The organism is Paenibacillus sp. KS-LC4, assembly GCF_036894955.1.
In the GTDB taxonomy this organism is placed as follows: domain Bacteria; phylum Bacillota; class Bacilli; order Paenibacillales; family Paenibacillaceae; genus Pristimantibacillus.
This window is the reverse complement of sequence record NZ_CP145905.1, coordinates 1,108,370-1,127,023: the sequence shown is the minus strand read 5'-3', so window position 1 is coordinate 1,127,023 and position 18,654 is coordinate 1,108,370. Positions and strand designations below refer to the sequence as shown.

The 18,654-nt window shown below is 46.3% G+C and carries 14 protein-coding genes; 2 read left to right on the top strand and 12 right to left on the bottom strand.

What is annotated here, in order from left to right:
- Positions 1 to 7: 7 nt before the first annotated feature.
- The 3 genes from V5J77_RS04775 to V5J77_RS04765 all read right to left on the bottom strand — a co-directional run bounded on the left by V5J77_RS04775 (position 8) and on the right by V5J77_RS04765 (position 4,697).
- Complete coding sequence (locus V5J77_RS04775) at positions 8 to 1,555, bottom strand: helix-turn-helix domain-containing protein (RefSeq protein ID WP_338554650.1); 1,548 nt, start codon at positions 1,553 to 1,555, stop codon at positions 8 to 10.
- A 521-nt stretch (positions 1,556 to 2,076) separates the two neighbouring features.
- Complete coding sequence (locus V5J77_RS04770; protein WP_338554649.1) at positions 2,077 to 2,622, bottom strand: hypothetical protein; 546 nt, start codon at positions 2,620 to 2,622, stop codon at positions 2,077 to 2,079.
- A 521-nt stretch (positions 2,623 to 3,143) separates the two neighbouring features.
- Entirely contained in the window at positions 3,144 to 4,697 is a 1,554-nt protein-coding gene (locus tag V5J77_RS04765) for a glycosyltransferase family 39 protein (RefSeq protein ID WP_338554648.1), read from the bottom strand.
- A 306-nt stretch (positions 4,698 to 5,003) separates the two neighbouring features.
- Between V5J77_RS04765 and V5J77_RS04760 the strand changes: the two genes are divergently transcribed.
- Positions 5,004 to 5,342 carry a hypothetical protein gene (locus V5J77_RS04760; RefSeq protein ID WP_338554647.1) on the top strand — a complete coding sequence of 113 codons (339 nt, stop codon included), beginning with the start codon at positions 5,004 to 5,006 and terminating at the stop codon, positions 5,340 to 5,342.
- On the opposite strand, the gene V5J77_RS04755 is transcribed toward V5J77_RS04760, so the two are convergent.
- From V5J77_RS04755 to lpdA, 3 genes are read right to left on the bottom strand one after another with little or no spacing between them, the layout of a single operon-like run.
- Positions 5,309 to 6,496 carry an ABC transporter permease gene (locus tag V5J77_RS04755; RefSeq protein ID WP_338554646.1) on the bottom strand — a complete coding sequence of 396 codons (1,188 nt, stop codon included), beginning with the start codon at positions 6,494 to 6,496 and terminating at the stop codon, positions 5,309 to 5,311. The genes V5J77_RS04760 and V5J77_RS04755 overlap by 34 nt on opposite strands.
- On the bottom strand, positions 6,480 to 6,908 hold the full coding sequence (locus tag V5J77_RS04750) for an HlyD family efflux transporter periplasmic adaptor subunit (RefSeq protein ID WP_338554645.1): 429 nt from the start codon (positions 6,906 to 6,908) through the stop codon (positions 6,480 to 6,482). The genes V5J77_RS04755 and V5J77_RS04750 overlap by 17 nt, the downstream gene beginning before the upstream one ends.
- A gap of 51 nt (positions 6,909 to 6,959) precedes the next feature.
- Positions 6,960 to 8,348 (bottom strand): dihydrolipoyl dehydrogenase, encoded by a 1,389-nt coding sequence (gene lpdA / locus V5J77_RS04745; RefSeq protein WP_338554644.1) that lies wholly within the window; start codon positions 8,346 to 8,348, stop codon positions 6,960 to 6,962.
- Between the two features lie 210 nt (positions 8,349 to 8,558).
- Here lpdA and V5J77_RS04740 point away from each other — a divergent pair, with 210 nt between their 5' ends.
- Positions 8,559 to 9,125, top strand: a complete 567-nt coding sequence (locus V5J77_RS04740; RefSeq protein WP_338554643.1) for a TetR/AcrR family transcriptional regulator — start codon at positions 8,559 to 8,561, stop codon at positions 9,123 to 9,125.
- Between the two features lie 203 nt (positions 9,126 to 9,328).
- Here V5J77_RS04740 and V5J77_RS04735 read toward each other — a convergent pair whose 3' ends face one another.
- The 6 genes from V5J77_RS04735 to V5J77_RS04710 all read right to left on the bottom strand — a co-directional run bounded on the left by V5J77_RS04735 (position 9,329) and on the right by V5J77_RS04710 (position 18,506).
- Positions 9,329 to 10,264 (bottom strand): SUMF1/EgtB/PvdO family nonheme iron enzyme, encoded by a 936-nt coding sequence (locus V5J77_RS04735; protein ID WP_338554642.1) that lies wholly within the window; start codon positions 10,262 to 10,264, stop codon positions 9,329 to 9,331.
- A 135-nt stretch (positions 10,265 to 10,399) separates the two neighbouring features.
- Positions 10,400 to 11,041, bottom strand: a complete 642-nt coding sequence (locus V5J77_RS04730; protein WP_338554641.1) for a glycoside hydrolase family 11 protein — start codon at positions 11,039 to 11,041, stop codon at positions 10,400 to 10,402.
- Positions 11,042 to 11,393: 352 nt separating this feature from the next.
- Positions 11,394 to 11,798: a DUF3224 domain-containing protein gene (locus V5J77_RS04725; RefSeq protein ID WP_338554640.1), complete on the bottom strand. Its 405-nt coding sequence runs from the start codon at positions 11,796 to 11,798 to the stop codon at positions 11,394 to 11,396.
- 36 nt (positions 11,799 to 11,834) lie between these two features.
- Positions 11,835 to 12,461 (bottom strand): type 1 glutamine amidotransferase family protein, encoded by a 627-nt coding sequence (locus tag V5J77_RS04720; protein ID WP_338554639.1) that lies wholly within the window; start codon positions 12,459 to 12,461, stop codon positions 11,835 to 11,837.
- Positions 12,462 to 12,553: 92 nt separating this feature from the next.
- Positions 12,554 to 13,516, bottom strand: a complete 963-nt coding sequence (locus V5J77_RS04715; protein ID WP_338554638.1) for a YafY family protein — start codon at positions 13,514 to 13,516, stop codon at positions 12,554 to 12,556.
- Positions 13,517 to 13,703: 187 nt separating this feature from the next.
- Complete coding sequence (locus V5J77_RS04710) at positions 13,704 to 18,506, bottom strand: S-layer homology domain-containing protein (RefSeq protein ID WP_338554637.1); 4,803 nt, start codon at positions 18,504 to 18,506, stop codon at positions 13,704 to 13,706.
- Positions 18,507 to 18,654 lie beyond the last annotated feature (148 nt).

The following is an 18,654-nucleotide window of genomic DNA, read 5'->3' as shown; positions in this document are numbered from 1 at the left end:
CCTGCTGCTATCGCTTTCTGTTTTCGAAATCCGTTTTAAATACCGAAGGCAAAACCCCGGTGTGCATTTTAAATTTATTAATAAAATAGTCTACCTTCGGGTATCCGACCTGCTGCGCCACATCGGATATTTTCATCTGGGTTCGCTTTAACAGCCGCTTGGCCTCCTCAATTCGCTTCTCATTCAAATACACATTGAACGATTTCCCCGTATGCTTCTTGAACAATTGCCCTAAGTACGCAGAATTCATATGAAAATGCTTTGCCAAATCATGCATTTGCAGCTTGTTTCGATACTCACGATCCACATACTGAATCATATGAAATATCGTGTTATTCTCATTTTGCTGGTTTAACGCATGCAGAACGTTAGCGGTCTCCACGCATAGGCAGCGAACATAGTCCTTCAGAGCGGGGTAATCCTCTTTGCCACCCAAGCTGCCGTGCTCTCTTTCCATCCCCATCATGAACGTATCCGGGTTGCCATTTCTTTCGGCCAGAAGCCGGCATATCGTCAATTCCAAATCGGCTACATAGGCCCTGGCCACTTTGATATCCGGCATTTCACCAGCGGCAATCGAATGAAATGCCTCTTCTACGCCGTTTTCGATTGCCAGGAGGCTTCCCTCAGCCACAATCTCCGGCAGCTGTCTGAATTTGAGCTTGGATAAGACATGCCGCTGTATTCTCCTCTCGACCTCGTGAAAATAAAACACTCCGCTTTTGCCTTGGGCTCGCTTCTGCTTCCAAACTTGCAGCGCTTGCAAATATAACTCTCGTATTGACGGAATCCCTTCACCTCTATCACTGATGGCAATAATGACGGGCTGCTCCAGCTTACTCACCAAATTCGTTTGCAGCAGAAGAGCCTTTTCATGAAGCGCCCCATCCGCATTCGAAGAAGATTGAATGAGCACCCCCGTTCTTCCAATGCTGTCTTGGAAGGAACACGTGATATCCTGTGAAAAAAAATCGCTTACCTGTTGCCTCAAATCGACAGAGAACGAGAGCGTATCAATCAATATACACCTTAACTCCCCAGGCTTTTCTTGCAGCTGTAACGATAGGCGGACTTGCTGCTCTAAATTCGTATTATATTCTCCTTGAATGAGACGGTTAACTAGATGGCTGACAGCAAAATAATGCTGTTTCATGCGATTTTTTTCATTCGCGGCCTTCTCTTGTAAATGATGGTTAAGCTTAATCAATAATGCCTCGATCTCCTCATCGTCGATGGGCTTAAGCAAATACTCCGCCACCCTTTGACGTGCTGCTGTAAGCGCATATTGAAAATCATCATAGCCGCTTAAAATAACAAATTTAGGAGGACGGGAAAGCAGCCGATTCGTCTTCTCAATCAACTCCAAGCCGTTGATTATCGGCATTCGAATGTCTGTAAAAACCAACTCGGGGCGCAGCTCCTTAATAAAATTCCATGCATCCGGACCGTTTAATGCTTCACCACAAACTTGAAAGCCGTATTTTTCCCAATCAATCATCATTTTCAAACCTTCCAGCACCCCTGGCTCATCATCAACCAACAGCACGTTCCACATAACCTCACCCCTATCTGAGCACGCCTTGCATCGACTTGGACACCATTATTCCGTACTAACAATTGCCGCAGCTATTCTCGACGTAAAGGTGGCAAGACGCTATTACTTGATAATTATAGAATGTAAGCGATTTCAATACAACTTAACAAATTATAGATTTAACCACCTATATTATGGGTGGTATTTCCCTTACTTCGGCCTACTTGCCCTTGGATCGTATATAGGCCTTCAATTACGTTGGGTATGAGGAAATATCCATCGACGAAGCACGACGAGGCTCGGGCGCAGCGAATGCCAAATAAGCTGACCCCAGTTGCATGCAGGTGTCAGCTTATTGCTCAAATGTTTTTCAGTGTTTAGTTTACTAAATACGGTTATCGCTTCTTTCTATGTCTTCAACGCTTTGCCGCTTTCCAATTCTAAATACATAATACCCCACGTGACCGGACTGTTCGGATTGAGGTAACGCTGCTGGTAGTTCAATCCATTTCAACCTTGTAAAAGATCATTCATTAGGTTTTTCAGTCATTTTTTTTCTCTAATTTCAAAACCTCATTGCTCGATTCGAGGTTATAAATGCCGAGTATATCTGGGGTGATATTAAATGAATCCATGTTGTCCACGATATCTTTCCGTTCACCAGACGCCAAAAACACACCCCAATTTGCATGAGACTTTCCATCGGCAGTGAAATTACTATCACTCATATCGGCGGTTAATACGGTAACAGTTGCGTTGGGATAGCAGACAAACACACTGTACTCTCGTGGATTACCTCCGTCATCGTTCATGCTTTCGGTTCGAACCTCGTAGACATTTGTTACCTCAAGTTTAAGTCCACCATAAATAAATGTTTTAGTTTCTCCGTTTTGTGTCGGACTTGGTGTCTTAGAAGGTGCTTGAGGTAACGTTGAAGTCGGTGTTGAACTCGGTGTTAAACTCGAATCAGTACTGGGAGTCATAGATTCAGCAGGCACATTGCTGTTTTTGCAGCCGACTAACAGCATCAAGATAGTAATTGTCATGAGTATTACCATTGTACGTATCATTTGATTGGAGCTGTCCATTATAGATTCTCCTTCCCAAAACGAGGGCTTCAGATTCTTACCCGTATAATTTTCCCTTCTGCTATTTAGACGTAAACATTTGGATATTGTTTCATTGTCCTCTCCATTACTTCAATAAACAAAAGGGAGCTGCCATTCAGCAAGCCCCTTAAGTATTGTCGCAGTCTAAGAGCTATAGCCGGCCAAGCTGCCGACAAGCTCTGCATATACCTTTATTTTTCAAAAACATATTCGCTAAACACCTATTTGAAAAGCATGTTTAAGGCCTGCCGCCTCTTCCTTGATCCCCGTTCCTTCCTACCCTGCTTCCATCTATGCCTGGAATACCATTTGTATCTGGTCGTATGTTCATCCCCGCTCCGCCATTTCCTCTTGAGCCCGCGTCCGACGGGGTTATCGCTTGAGCCGTAATAGCCTCACAGGAGGCCAGCAAGAAGGTACAGCTTAGCATGAGGACAAACACAGCAAGACTACATTTTTTACTGCGCAACTTTAGCTCACCTCTCCCCGTTTATACATCGTTACCTCTGGAAATATTTTTTCCATATATGCTTATAACCGTCCTTAAAGCCCATGTAAGATAACACAATCAGCAGCGGATACACCGGATAAATATAGCGGGACTTAATTTCCCACAGCAAATAAAATCCAATAAACCCCAAAATGACGAGAATGAGCGTGTTTTCCTCATACCTTCGGGCTTTAATGCCGCCAAGCAAGCGAATGAAAATACCGACATACATCAGGAAGCTGAGCGCATAGATGACCCAAAGCAGTCCAACTCGATAATTCGAATCGGCCTTGAATAAATCCGTCGCCCATGTCGTATAGCTGTAGCGCTCTTGGTTAAAGGCCCTTCCTCCTCCCGCGACGCTTCCATCATTGCCGATGCCGTAGCGCTCCATCTGATACGTCCCTTCCGTCCACGTCCAGATGAGCTTCTTCACATACATCACTGTTAAATCTCCAACGCTTGCCTCGGAAAGCTTACGGCTAATCGACTCCTTAAATAGCTCGACACTTGCTGCCTTATTGTAGTGCGCGTCTCTTTGATAAATATTGTAGCTTTGCCGGCTATCCCAGAACCCAAACGTATTCAGGTTGATGCCCATATTCAGCCACATATAGACAGGCGCGGAATTGTCATTGACCGATTCATCTACGACATTCGTCGCTTGCAGCACAGCATTCTGTGTCCAGCCTGGAGCATTAAACAGTGCCGTCATGATAATCAACGAGGCAATCGCCTTCCTCACACCAATTTGTCGCAGGTTGAAAATAATGCTAAACAGCACAGCGATTAGAAAAATAACGCCGATGCTTCTAAAATAGTTGCCCATGGCTAGCAAAATAGCGGCAAGGATAATCAGTTTCATTGATTTTGTCCGCATAAATCTCACGGAAGCATACAAAGCACTCGTCAGGAAAGCCGTAGCGATTACATCGTTATAAATGAAGTTGCTCATAAACAATGCAGGAAGATAGGTCGCGCCAAACACTAACACGCCATAGTCATTTTCCGTTGACTTGCTGTTCAGCTCTTTATAAAGCAAATAAATCATAAGTGTCGTTATGAGTGTAAATATAATGTTGAACATTTTGATGACCAAATAATTATCTGGAAACCATTGCAGCAGCGTCTTCAAATAAAGAACGATGGAAAAGTTAAACGGAAACATATGGAGATAGCCGCCCGTCTGAAAGGTGGAATAATCATTTTGATACAGCATGTTCATCGCAAGTGAAAGCACCGTTTCCGAATCATCCGTAGGCAGGCGGGGAAACAGGAAAACAATCGCCATTTGGAGCGCACACGAGAACAGCAGCGTGGCAGGAATGACGATTTTCCCACTGTATTTGTTCAGCTTCAAGCAAAGCTTGTATAGAAAGATGCTTAAGGCAAGGACTGCCCCTGTAATCAAAATAAATAAAAGCAGCTGCTGCTCGCCCAAATGCGGCGTATCGCCATATTCGTAGAAATTATATTCCGCCCTCACAAATAATGACGCCGCAATGAACAGCCCTATAAAACCCGCAAGTAATATATATAATAGTTTTTGAATGCCCTTAACCATGGACAACCTCCTTGCCACATTCGTATAGAGGCATTATAAGCGGCTAATCTGAAAATTTCATGAATAGCAAATTAAAGACGCTTCAGGAATAGGTCCCGAGCGTCTTCTTTGGTTTAATGACCTGCAAGCTGTAAAGAAAGCCTACCATTTACATCTGGATTCTAAATAAGATATATTGAAATGGTTATAAATGTTAGCGCTAACGTTTAATGAGATGTAGAGGAATGATGCGCCCCTATTCGAGTGGTTTTTAGTTTAGTTCCAGTCAAACTTGAAAACAATTCATTTCGAGAGGACGGAGTCTATTTGAAAAAACGAAGCGCAACATTATTCGTACTTGTCTTGGCTATGTCTCTTATGCTCAGCCTGACAGCATCGGCCAGTACGATTGTCGCAGCCTACGGAAATACCTATTCCGATACGCTCGCAGTTGGGCAAACCTCTGCCTATTTTCTTTCTAATGCCAAAACGTCTGGTACTAGCGTTAAGGTAACAGCAGCGGCAGCAAATGCCATTCAATTGCATTACTACTGGACCTATAACAATACAACTCTGGACCTTGGCACATATATCGTAAACAGCACAAATTACAGTGGCGGTGCGAGCTTCACTCAACAATGGTCTTTACTAATCCTGGTGTCATAATCGTATCCTCCCAGCTTACTAATCGAATTCAAATCAGTCTTTCCCTTTTCCCGCAGCAGCAATAGTCCCATTAATAAGGACACTCCTCCAATAATGATGAGCAAAGCCCCGAATTCCTGACTGTAGGCGGCTAGCGTCCCCTCGCGAAAAGCCATCCCGCGAATAAGGCGGTTAAGCCAGTTCATAGGCAAGGCCCATGCGAAAATTTGAAAAGGCTCTGGAAACGCAAGCGGAGTCAATTGGATGCCCGTAGCAAGAAACGATGGATACAATACGAAGCTCGTTCGTAGGTTGACTTTGGACAAGTCTTTGGCGGAATAACCGAGCAGCATTCCCATAAGGGACAAGGCAAAGGCATAAACAAGTAATGGGACGATAAAAACATAGGGCTCCGCTTCAAACCGCATTCCACCTACCTGCTTTAATAATCCATAGCATAGGAGCAGCGAAAGGGAGCTCAGAACAGCGTAAGGCACACTGCGCATCCATAGCTGAAGCGGCGATTTTTCGCGGGCAAATAGCTTCCCCTCCTGACGCAGACGCGGTACAACCGTGCCCGCTGCGCTTGTTGTAAGCATCAACACCACAATATTCACAAAGCCAAGCACCATAAAGCCCACATAGCTTGTGGTCGGATTAAACAGCATCCGCTGCTGCAGGGACAACGGTGACACAAGCCCTTTGGACGCTTCGGCATCCATTCCTTTTTGCAGCAGACGGGTCATGGAAAGGGTCGTATTTTCCGTTACGATGATTTCCTGAATCGCGGTTCGAATGCCAGTCAGCCCCGAGGGCATCGTGTTATCCATTAAAATGCCGATATTCGTTGATAATCCCTGCTGTTGACGTTGCTCCAGCTGCTTCGGAAGCATAATAACCGCTACAGCCTTCTCGTTTGCCAGCAAGGTTTCTGGGGCCATACGGCTGGCGTACACATTAGTAACGTTCATATAGGGAGAAGCATTTATTTTGGAGATCAGCTGCCGAGAATATGAGCTGTGATCCTCATCAATGACAACAACCGGCGATTCACTGATTTGATTATGTGAAAACATCAATCCAAAAAAGAGGGCCGCAAGGATCGGTCCAATAAAGATCAGGCGAGCATATTTGCTGCCCGCTACATGCTTCCATTCGTCAATCAGCGAATTCATCAACTCTCACCTCCGCTGTCATGCCCGGAAGCAAATTCGCATTTGCTTCCATTGAGATTCGAACAAGAAACATGCTTAAGTCTGCTTGCCCTTTCTCACGTGTCATACGCAGGTTGGCAAATTGCGGCGCGGCTGCAATGGAAGTCACAACACCCTCCATCTGAATCTCACGAGCCAAATTTGGAAAATGAACAGCAACCTTTTGATTAACCTTAAGCCTGCCTATTTCACCTTCCTGAATGTAGAAATCCGCATAATAGGTATTCTTTTGCAAGCTCACACCTGCCTCAAGCACACCCTGCTTCCTGCTCTCCGCCAAACTGACAGCGTCGTTTCCTTTCATAACAAGAAGTACTCCACCAACGATCAGCACAATCGCAATCCCCATATAAAAACCTGCTTTTATCCGCATCGTTCGATCTCTCCTATTCACATTCTCTTTATACAGTTATATTTGCTGCTCTTATTTACTTTTCAGCTTCATTTTTCTGACCGCATTTTCAGCAGCCTCCATAATAACTTCTCCCAATGTAGGATGGGGATGAATCGTCATCGCCAAGTCTTCCACGGCTGCCCCCATCTCAATGGCAAGCGCAAGCTCCGATATGAGTGTGGATGCCTCTACTCCGACGATTTGCGCACCCATCACGATTCCTGAAATCGGGTCCGCGACAATTTTGACGAAGCCTTCGGTTTCCCTCAATGCCAGTGCCCTTCCATTAATGGAAAATGAGGCTTTCCCAATAACAATCGGGATGGCTCTTGCCTTTGCTTCCGTTTCACTTAAGCCAACGCTGGCCAGCTCTGGACTTGAAAAAACGACGAGCGGAATCGCTTTATAATCGACCTCGGAGGCAAGACCTGCAATAGCTTCGGCTGCAACTTTGGCTTCATAGGACGCTTTATGAGCTAGCGCCGGGCCAGCTGTAATATCTCCAATTGCAAAAATATGCGGGATAGCCGTTCTGCACTGTTCGTCCGTCACGATTAGTCCCCTGCTTGATACTTTCAAGCCGATGTGCTCCAGCCCTAGCTCACCGTCTGTATTTGGTTTTCTGCCTACAGTAACTAATGCAAATTCCGCTGTAACCTGATACTGCTCCCCATTTTTAGAATAATGAACCGTAATAGCATCCGAATGGTGTACCATTTTCCCGGTTGCCGCGCCAGTTACGATATCTATCCCATCAGTCTTAAGCTGCTTGACAACAGGGGCTGCAAGCTCCGCCTCGAATCCCGGCAAAACTTGCTCTCCTCCCTCTAGAATCGTTACCTTGGCGCCAAATTTGGCATACATCTGCCCCAGCTCAATACCGATATATCCACCGCCGATGACCACTAGGCTAGCAGGAACCTCTGGGAGAGAAAGAGCCTCTGTCGAAGACAGCATACGCCCGCCAAACGGAAAAGCTTGCAGCTCAATCGGGCGAGAGCCTGTTGCCAGTATGGCGTACTTAAAAGATATCGTTTGCTCCTGTCCCATTTGTTTGATAATTGCTGTATGCTCGTCAACCAAACGGGCCTCTCCTTCCAAAATGCTTACACCGGCAGACTGCAATAAATAATGAACTCCGCCTGCCTGCTTATTCACAATCCCCTGCTTGATTAGCTGCGCAGCCTTAAAGGACGCTGCCGCTTCTACAGGGTAAAACTGTTGCAGTAAATCATAGCGATACGACTCTGCTATTAATGCCTTGGATGGAATGCAGCCAACATGTGTGCATACCCCTCCAAGCTGACTGCGTTCCACAATTGCCGTCTTCATTCCAAGCTGTGAACAGCGCAGCGCCGCCACATAACCTCCCGGACCTGATCCAATGACCAACGTTTCAACAGCTTCAAGCTTATTCATATCGTGATACCTCCTGATGAAGTCGTTACCCAAAATATGATGAACATAATATATTATAACCATCATATTTTAAAAGCGTCAACAGCCGCGTTTAACCTTTTCTGCTTTAACCGTTTTTGAATCGCAAAATTGACACGCTTAATTATGACGATTATAATATTTTAAAAGATAAAATGATGAAGGTAATAAAGAAGTTAGGGGGTGATTATAGTGCCATATCCCAAAGGCCATAAGCTTAAAGTACGGAATAAAATCGTTGAAAGTGCTGCCCAGGCTTTTCGCACCAATGGTATTCACGATGTAAGTGTCCCATTCATTATGAAGGGGGCCGGGTTGACCCATGGAGGGTTTTATTCGCATTTTGAAAATAAAGAACAATTGGTCGCTGAAGCCTGCCAGTATGCCATCAGCGATACGATCGCACTGCTGCAAAATATCGCTGATCAGGAGCTTCACAATCCCAAAATCAATACGGTCATTGATTATTATTTAAGTCCGTACCATCGGGACAAAACGGAGATGGGCTGCATTCTTCCTGCCCTTTCCAGCGAAATCTCCCGTTCCTCCGAAGAGGTTCGGCAAGTATTCACCTTTGAACTGGAGCGGATGATTGCTTTTATTTCCAATCTGGCGGAAATCGACCTAACCAAGGGCAGCGCCCTGCTCAGCACCATGGTCGGCTCTCTTGCTCTTGCAAGGTCGGTTCAAGATCTGGAGATGAGTGACAGCCTTCTATCGGCAGGCAAACAGTATGCTAAAGCTCTGGTTATGACATAGGGCGCTACATGTAAAAAACATGTGATTTATGGAATGCACTGAAGGGCTCGCATGTTTATCAACACTATAGGCTAACGGCGAACGCAAAAGGGCACCTGACTCGTATTTCCACGAGAAGGTACCCTTCATTAGAATCTCTTCCTTGAGATGCTTATCAGAAAGAGCCGAGAATGTCGCCGCCTCTTTCCCGCGCTTGCTCCCGCTTACCCAGCGCGGCTGACACGAAAGCCTTGATCCGGGCCAAAGCCGTTAGCCTCGAACTTGCCCCGATACGATATCTCGTTGTTTCTGATGTCGCCAATCCAACCGCCACCCTTTACAATTCGTAAAGAGCCGCTAGCGCTGTCCAAATTTCCGTCTTCATACCAGTTCCAGCACCATTCCCTTACATTGCCTGACATATCGTAAAGTCCTAGCTCATTAGGCTTCTGGAGACCGACCGTTTTTGTTTTATTTTTGTTGCCTTCTATCATCGTCCAGTTCCAATCTCCTGATAATGGCTTGTCTCCAGCGTTTTTCCAATACCAAGCCACTTCTTCTACATTATTGCTCCCGCTGTACATATAGCTTTTACTCGCCTGACCTCCGCCCGCGGCGTATTCCCACTCCGCTTCGGTCGGTAACCGATAACCATTTGCTCCTTCATTGATCGTTACGGTCCATTTTAGTTGATCGTGCTCACTCTTATTACCTGGATCTTTTTTATTTTTGTCTATCTCATAATAAGGCATCAGGCCCTCTTTTATACTTCGTTTATTACAGTATTCAATAACATCATACCAGCTCACCATTTCTACTGGTAAATCGTCGCCCTTGAATCCTGAGGGATTGCTTCCCATAACCTCAACCCACTCTTTTTGAGTTATCTCATATTTGTCGATGTAAAAGCTTGATATGGTTATACTTTTCCCATAAAAGTTGGACTTCGTATTGACAAAAGTCCCACCTTTTACAAAGACAAGACTATCCTTATTTTTATTATTTTCGGTCTTCTCTATCATTTCGTTATTTTCGGTCTTTTCGGCATTCTCAATCTTCTCGGTCTTTCCTGCTTTTTCGGTTTTTTCAGGCATTTGTTGCGAGCAAGCGATAACAACCATTAGGAATACGGGTAAAAGGAAAATAAATCGTTTTCTCATTCATATTTCTCCTTTAAGCGGATAGAAAAAGTATGCAGGCAGCTATCTTCTTTTGAAATATATAAGGCCGCCGGCTATGTGGCCGGCAGGCCTTGGCAAGCCTTATTCATAATTAAACAACGGTTACTATAGCTCTTACCACACCGTTACGTTAGAGCTTCCGCTGCTTTGGTAGCCCTCTGTCGCGAATACCTGGTAACTCCAGCTGCTTCCCAGATTCATTCCTTTACTTTGCCATGCATTAACGTGATTGCTGAACGTAATCGCGGAGTTGACCCCAGTTGCTCTCTTCGTCTGGCGGACACTCCAATATTGAGGGAAGGTTTGTGTGCCGTCTATGGATGGCGCGTTATATCTCATAGTCGTATAAATGTCATAAGTGCCGCCATCGCTGGTCATGCTTCCTTTATACGTTCCGGTAGGACGATAAGTACCCCAGCTATCAACGACGTAATATTCGATAAGCGAGTTTCTTGTCCATCCGTAAAACGTCAAATATCCATTCCCAGACGGAGCCCAAAGGCCGGCATTGTAGTTAACTACCCGGTTTGGCGTTCCAAAATTCCAGCCCTTACCCACAACAAAATTCCCGACATTCGACCATGTCACACTATAATTGCCGCCTGACCCATTGACAGCATTTACGTATCCGCCACCATCGGTCCAATTTTGCCAATAGTCTGTCGCTGCACTTGAGGTTGCTGAGAACATACCCAAACTCATTGAAGCTGCAAGGCACACCGTCAAAATTTTCTTATTAAGCTTTAATTTAAACATAAAAATACCTCCTAATTTTTTGTTATTATCTGCCTATATAGGGTAGATTGTTCACTTTGCCGCATAACACTTATCCTGTGTCATGTCTCAACACCATCTTACTATCACCCCCTTATTAAGGTAAATTATAGCAAGTAAGCGCATACATTAATACATTCTAAATTATAGGTCTTACCATAATTTTTGCAGCTTTCTTAAAGCCGAATTTTCGTTCCATGCAAGGCGCGTTTGTGAAGGCGTACCAGGGGGTGAAAAAGCGGTGAAAGGGGCCACTGAGCGGGTTTTCAGACACGCCCTAATAAAATGACCTACCCAGACAGGGCAGGTCATTACTTAAATAGGGTAAACGATATTATTTTCCCCATTCAAAATCTAATACTAATTCACTCGTGTGGCCGATAAAATGATAATTATAGCTACCGATTAACTTACTCAGTTCTCCTGTTCCATTAATAATTTGAGCTGGGCTATCCAGAGTGCCATTATCAAACAACCCATTTTCACAAGCTGTAAACGTTCCATATTGACCATCATAATGTCCTTCAAAGTGGAGAAAACCCGCAATTTTGGACTTAGCCTTCTCAGCATCCTCCATATTACTATCTAAGTAATACAGCAAATATTCTAAAGTGGCCTTCCCCTCTAAAATTCCTTTAATTTCATATTCAACTTTTGCCGTATTAATGGGGAAGCTGCTAAGAGGATTAGCAAGGGGCTGTTCCTCCCACTTTGTTACAGTAAAAATAGCTGTTTCCACTTCATCACTCTTTTCCAAAGATAGTATAAGATTGCTTCACTGAACAGCACTCATCAATTCGTAGAAATAGTTGGATTCCTGCGTTTTATTGAGGCCATACCAGGCTTCTAAGGCTTCTGGCGAGAGTACATCAAGTTCCCTCAAGACATGGACGGAAAACTCCAATGGAGCTACCCCAGAAGCAGTGATCAATCGTCCATCCGTTACCGCGGGCTCCGCTTTGAAATAGTCCTCTCCTGTGTACGCGGGACAGACCATTTTGAGGTAATCCAGATCATTGCTTGTGTGCCCGCGTGTGTTTAGCAATCCGCTCTGGGCAAGAGCTATTGTCGCGCCACAAATTGCCGCAACTAATGTCCCTTCCTTTAAGCACCTATCAGCCATCGTTAAAACGGGTTGATGAACGGAATCTGTCCATGTATCTCCACCGGGTAAAATCAATGTATCTGCGCCTTCGATGCTGCACTCGTCCAGCCTGATATCCGGCAATATTTTCAATCCGCCCATTGTCGTTACAAGTGCCTGTTCCGTTCCCACGGTAACGATTTTGGAGGGGGCTATCCCCTTTTTAAAATATCTGCCCGAGTTCAGCTCAGCCGTTAAATAGCCGATTTCCCAGTCTGACATAGTGTCAAACACATAAAGATATACCGTATTCGTCATTTGTAACTCCTCCTAATTTGGCCTTTCAGCAGCAAGCCGTTATGATCTCCATTATAAAATAGCTTCACTGACATCCACTGTCAGTGAAGCTATTAAAGCCGATAATGTTCGATTAACTCCGACGCAACCACAACCAACCTTTCCTTTAGGCTCCTTGGCTCGACGACTTGAATGGATTTCCCAAAGGGTAAAAGCATATAAGGAATATGTGTATGAATGGGTACCTCTTCAAGTAAAAAGATAGCTTGCTTGGCTGTTCGCTCTTGCAGATGATGCCCCAAAAACCAATGGTGACACAGGTCATCCAAAGCTTCTGATCTTCCCTCAATAATCAGTGAAATTAATCCATCCTTGCCTGATATATCAGGCAGCAGCCTTTGCATAAAAAATTCACGGGCCGAAAAAACCTCAGGACGCTTAAATCGAATCGAGGTCTGCTTCAGCTGTACAATTCTTTCCACTCGAAAGCTGCGTATTTCTTCTCTGAGATGGCAAAACCCCACCGTATACCATTTATTGTTCCAGTTAATCATTCCATAGGGGTCTAGCACTCTAGCTTTGGGCCGCTCCTCACGTCCTGTGTGATAAAGCAGCTCTACAGCGTATTTCTGTGCAATAGCCCGCTCCAATTCCAGCAAAATCGGTTGAACTGAAGGGTCACCCTTACGGTTAATCACCTCAAAATCGGCTATATGACGGTTAAGCGAGCTTTCCTGCTCCTGATTGGAATACATTTTCAACTTGGAAGCGGCCTGTTCTAACGCCTCGCTCAGAGGGTAGCCTGCTTCTTTTGCAAAGACAGCAGCATGAAGCAGCGCTTTTTTCTCTTCCATATTAAATACCAACGGTGAACGGATAAACTGATTCAGAAGGCGATATCCGCCATGATGTCCAGGGTCGGCAATAATCGGTACTCCGCTGGCACATAAAGCATCTATGTATCGGTATACGGTTCTTATATTTATTTCTAATTTCTCGGATATTTGCTTTGCGGTCATCTTCCCGCCCGCATTCAGCATCCAGAGAATAGCCAGCATATTATCATTTTTTGGCATCTCACGCATCCTCAGCTTCTATAGATAGTCTACCTCTATTATCAAATTGACAAGCGCCTATTACAAGATCGTTAGTGGATATTTTGTGCTATATTCGCTCCAAAAAAATAGTCCTGCCACTATCCAGCGTTAGCTCGATAATGAAGCAGGACTTGATGAAAAGGATATTCCTATATGATTATAAGGCTTAAATCAGATCCGATTTTTGCAATAATCGCTGTATGATGGTTGCAACCTCAGCACGGGTCATATTCCCCTTCGGTGCCAGTAAATCACCGCTTCGACCGAATACAACGCCTGCTTGCACATTGTACGCAATGCCGCTTTGCGCCCATGCAGACACTTCCGCTGCATCCGCGAACGGATGAAGGGCAGCCTCTGCCGATTGCTCAGGCAGCTTCGCCTTCAGACCAGTTATCGCCATCGCCTTGGATAAAATAACCATGGCTTGCTCTCTTGTAATTTTGTCGTTCGGACGGAAGGTACCATCCTCAAAGCCATTGATAAGCTGCAAGGAATAAGCTGTATTGACCGCGCCGTTAAACCAATCGGTCGCTTTCACATCCGAGAACGGCGTAGCTCCATTCGCAAGCCTCAGACCTAATCCGCGAACGATAATGGCTGCAAATTCAGCACGGGTGATTTCCAGGTCGGGGCTGAACAGCCCGTTGCCTGTTCCCTCGACGACCATGCGCGAGCCCATGTCATTCACGGCATTTTTCGCCCAATGGTTCACCATATCGTTAAATTCAAGCGGATGCCATACAACCGTATAATCGCTATTCGTCAAGCTGTTGATTTGTGCCACATACTTCCCGTTAATTAGACGAATTTTAGTTGGCACATGACGTACGGAGCCATCTGCCTCAACGACAACACCTGTCGTAATTTTGGACGGGTCCACTTCATCTGGAAGCACAATCGACCTTTCCACATAGGCATCAAAATTCACGACCTCGATAATTTTAGCTCCGTAGACCGCTCTCACCGTAAAGCTCAGCGGCTGACCAACCAGCGTAAACTGGCCTTTAACTGCTGCGTTCTCCACCATCTCGAGCGTATTTGTTGTCAAATGGGCAATTTCAATTTTCACTTTAATATCTTGCAAGGCGATGGATTCACCTACCTGCTCGGATATGGCAGCGATATTCATTTGTCCTGCCGGAAGCGTGTAGGTCGCATTTTCGGTCTTGAACACGAGGATAGCCTGCTTGTCCTCCATGTTTTTCACCATTTGACCGTTCAGCTCTCCGACGAAAATATCGGATTTTTGGTCAATTGGAATCGTGACGACAGCTTGTTGCCCTTCCGCAGCGAGTCTCTCATCCAGCTTTTTCTGATCCACAATGACCGTTATTTCGGTTTGATTGTTTCGTCTTCCAACCGTTGCCGTACCCGCATTCTCAACTTTTCCGTTTACCAAAATATTCACACCGTTGTTTGGAGTATTCGTCGTATTCGGAGTGCCCGATGTCGATGGAGCAGAAGGCTGAGATGGCGTATTGGATGCTGCCGGAATGACTGCATTCGATTCCGCAGAAGCAGAGCTGCTACCCGTCGCATTCATTGCTTTTACCGTAAAGGTGTAGCTTGTTCCATTCGTCAGACCTGTGAGCGTAATTGGACTTGCTCCTGCAATTATGCTGATATTTCCCGGAGATGCTGTCACCTCATAGCCTGTAATCGCGCTTCCACCATTATTCGTTGGAGCCGTAAACGTGACGACAGCTTGCCCGTTGCCCGCCACTGCGGACACGTTCGTTGGCGCTTCCGGAATTGTGGATGAGGTCGCACTTGTGAGGTTCGATGCCCCGCTCAAGCCCCCCGCGTTTTCTGATTTTACGACAAAGTAATAGGTTGTGCCGTTGACCAGGTTTTGTACGTTGTAAGTAGGTGATGTAACAATGTCCACCTCAACGAGGTTATTTGGGTCAGCATCCGTTGCCATATAAATACGGTATTGCAAGGCGTCCGATACTGTACTCCAGTTCAGCATAACTTGACGGTCGCCGCCGACTGCCACAAGATTTTGTGGATTTTCGGGAGCATTCGGCAAGTTTACGACTTGCGTAACGACAAAGGAGACGGATGTCATATGATCGGCAGATAAGGTTACCGTTACCGTATAGGTGCCTGCCGGCAAATCGTCTTTTGCATGGATATTAAAATCGGTTGACGCGCTGTTCATTAGAATAGAATCTGGCTGGGTTATTGCAAAATCGTTAGCGTTTGCGCCGCTAAGCGCTGCCGACAGATTCGACAAGATGCCCGTTCCCGAATTTGCGACCAGAATCGTTTTTGTTTGTTGAGTGCCAGCTTCGTATCCCTGCACAAGTGCCGTTAACGATTGATCCGTAATTGCATTGATGGAATAGGAGGCTGCCGCTGTGACCGTGATCGTCGAGATGCCTTTTTTGCTGCTATCCACCGTCGACGTTGCTGTGATCGTATAGGTGCCCGGTGTTGCATCGGACGCTGCCGTTACATTACCCGTGCTGTCTACTTCCACCTTGTTGTCCACATCATCGCTCGTCCAAGTTACCGTCGTCGCCGCTCCGCCTACTGCATCTACCGATGCGGAAAGCTGCTCGTTTCCTCCTTGCACGATGCTTGCCGTGCTTGGGTTCACGCTAACGCTGTTAATCGCTGGCGCTTCCGTGACCGTTATCGTCGAGGTGCCTTTTTTACTGCCATCCACCGTCGACGTTGCTGTGATGGTGTAGGTACTTAACGGTGCATCCGCTGCGACCGTGACATTTCCCGTGCTATCTACTTCCACCTTGTTGTTCACGTCATCGCTTGCCCAGGTGACTGTCGTCGCCGCTCCTCCAACTGCATCTACTGATGCTGCGAGCTGTTTGCTTCCTCCACGCTCGACACTCGCACTAGACGGATTCACGCTGACGCTGTTGATCGCTGGTGCTTCTGTGACGGTTATCGTCGAGGTGCCTTTTTTGCTGCCATCCACCGTCGACGTTGCTGTGATCGTATAGGTGCCCGGCGTTGCATCGGACGCTGCCGTTACATTACCCGTGCTATCTACCTCTACCTTGTTGTTCACATCATCGCTCGTCCAAGTTACCGTCGTCGCCGCTCCGCCTACTGCATCTACCGATGCTGAAAGCTGCTCGTTTCCTCCTTGCACAATGCTTGCCGTGCTTGGGTTCACGCTGACGCTGTTGATCGCTGGAGCTTCTGTGACGGTAATCGTCGAGATGCCTTTTTTACTGCTATCCACCGTCGACGTTGCCGTAATCGTGTAAGTACCCGGCGTTGCATTCGCTGCTACGGTTACATTCCCCGTGCTGTTCACCGCGACCTTGCTCGCGTCGCTGCTCGTCCAAGTTACCGTCGTCGCCGCTCCGCCTACTGCATCTACCGATGCTGAAAGCTGCTCGCTTCCTCCTTGCACGACGCTTGCCGTGCTTGGGTTCACGCTGACGCTGTTGATCGCTGGCGCTTCTGTGACGGTTATCGTCGAGGTGCCTTTTTTACTGCTATCCACCGTTGACGTTGCCGTAATCGTGTAAGTACCCGGCGTTGCATTCGCTGCTACGGTTACATTCCCCGTGCTGTTCACCGCGACCTTGCTCGAATCGCTGCTCGTCCAGGTTACCGTCGTCGCTGCTCCTCCTGCTGCATCCACCGTAACGCTAAGCTGGCTGCTTCCTCCTTGTGCAACACTTGCAGTGTCTGGACTCACAGTTACGCTATTAATTGTCGGCGGCACAGGCGGCAAATAACTGGATGTGCGAATTTGTACAGCCGTTCCGTTCGTCTCCTGCCACCCGACATATAAAACATCGTTGAACGCTGCTGCCGCAGGAAATTGTGCCGTTCTCGAGACCTGTACGTTCAGACCATTGGCTCCATTTCCATCTACGCTCACCCAGCTCGTACCGTCATACTTTTTGACCCGGATTTGAAAAGCGGTTCCATTGAACTCCTGCCACACTGCATATAAAGCGTTACCGAGCGACGCTAACACAGCATAGTTTGCCCTGTAATCAGTTTCCTTGTTTATACCATACGTCCCGTTGCCATCCACACTCGTCCAAGCGCTTCCGTCGTATTTCTTGACTCGAATTTGATTATCATTCGTTCCGACAATTTCGTCCCACGCCAAATACAGGGCGTTGTTGAATACAGCCAATGAGGGAATGGCTCCGGTCTTTGCCCCGTTTATATTCAAACCGGTTGTGCCGCCGCCATCAATTGACGTCCAAGCCGTCCCATCATATTTTTTGGCGCGAATTTGAACAGCGCTTCCGTTCGTTTCCTGCCACGCCACATATAAAGAACCATTGTATACAGCCATTTTAGGGATAGCCGCACCCATTGAAGTATTTACGTTCAAACCGTTCGCACCGCCGCCGTCAGCGCTTGTCCAAGCCGTGCCGTCATACTTCTTGAGCCGGATTTGATTGGCGTTGTTATCATTAACCTCATTCCACGCTATATACAGATTGTTATTGTAAACAGTCAATGCAGGGGATGTTGCTCCTCTTGAAGCATCAATGTTTAGACCATCTGAGCCGCCATCAACGCTCGTCCAGCTCGTGCCATTATATTTCTTTACCTTTATTTGATTAATGTTGGAGGTTGAGTTTCTTTCAGCCCAAGCGAGATATAAAGCACCATCATATTCAGTCATAGCAGGCTGATATGTCGCCTTTGTAGTGTCTACGTTCAAGCCAGTTGTCCCGTTGCCGTCGAGGCTCGTCCAGCTTGTTCCGTTATATTTTTTAACGCGAATTTGGTCTGCCGATCCATTCGTTTCCTGCCATGCTTCATATAATTCATTGTTGAACACGGCTAGTACAGTGTAGGCCGCTCCTCTTACTGCGTTCACGTTCAAGCCATTCGTACCGCCGCCATCCACTGATGTCCAGCCGGTTGCCGCCCAAGCCGTACCTCCGCTTGATAGCAGCGATATCATAAGCATAACGGCAAGTGCAAGATGTACCATTTTTCGGATTATATCGTTCATTCTTCGCTTACTCTTTATTGGAACCAAGCTGCATCTTCCTCTCCGCATTATCATTCTGTCGCATAGTTCATAGAATCTAGCTCAGCATACAGGAAGGCACCTTAAAAAAACCTTAAAAACCGACATTTTTCCACAAAAAAACTAGGCC

Excerpts from the sequence above, each read along its gene's own strand:
- V5J77_RS04755 (WP_338554646.1), bottom strand. The coding sequence starts at position 6,496 with ATGAATTCGCTGATTGACGAATGGAAGCATGTAGCGGGCAGCAAATAT.
- V5J77_RS04770 (WP_338554649.1), bottom strand. The coding sequence starts at position 2,622 with ATGGACAGCTCCAATCAAATGATACGTACAATGGTAATACTCATGACA.
- V5J77_RS04750 (WP_338554645.1), bottom strand. The coding sequence starts at position 6,908 with ATGCGGATAAAAGCAGGTTTTTATATGGGGATTGCGATTGTGCTGATC.
- lpdA (WP_338554644.1), bottom strand. The coding sequence starts at position 8,348 with ATGAATAAGCTTGAAGCTGTTGAAACGTTGGTCATTGGATCAGGTCCG.
- V5J77_RS04715 (WP_338554638.1), bottom strand. The coding sequence starts at position 13,516 with ATGCCAAAAAATGATAATATGCTGGCTATTCTCTGGATGCTGAATGCG.
- V5J77_RS04765 (WP_338554648.1), bottom strand. The coding sequence starts at position 4,697 with ATGGTTAAGGGCATTCAAAAACTATTATATATATTACTTGCGGGTTTT.
- V5J77_RS04720 (WP_338554639.1), bottom strand. The coding sequence starts at position 12,461 with ATGACGAATACGGTATATCTTTATGTGTTTGACACTATGTCAGACTGG.
- V5J77_RS04735 (WP_338554642.1), bottom strand. The coding sequence starts at position 10,264 with ATGAGAAAACGATTTATTTTCCTTTTACCCGTATTCCTAATGGTTGTT.
- V5J77_RS04775 (WP_338554650.1), bottom strand. The coding sequence starts at position 1,555 with ATGTGGAACGTGCTGTTGGTTGATGATGAGCCAGGGGTGCTGGAAGGT.
- V5J77_RS04710 (WP_338554637.1), bottom strand. The coding sequence starts at position 18,506 with ATGAACGATATAATCCGAAAAATGGTACATCTTGCACTTGCCGTTATG.
- V5J77_RS04730 (WP_338554641.1), bottom strand. The coding sequence starts at position 11,041 with ATGTTTAAATTAAAGCTTAATAAGAAAATTTTGACGGTGTGCCTTGCA.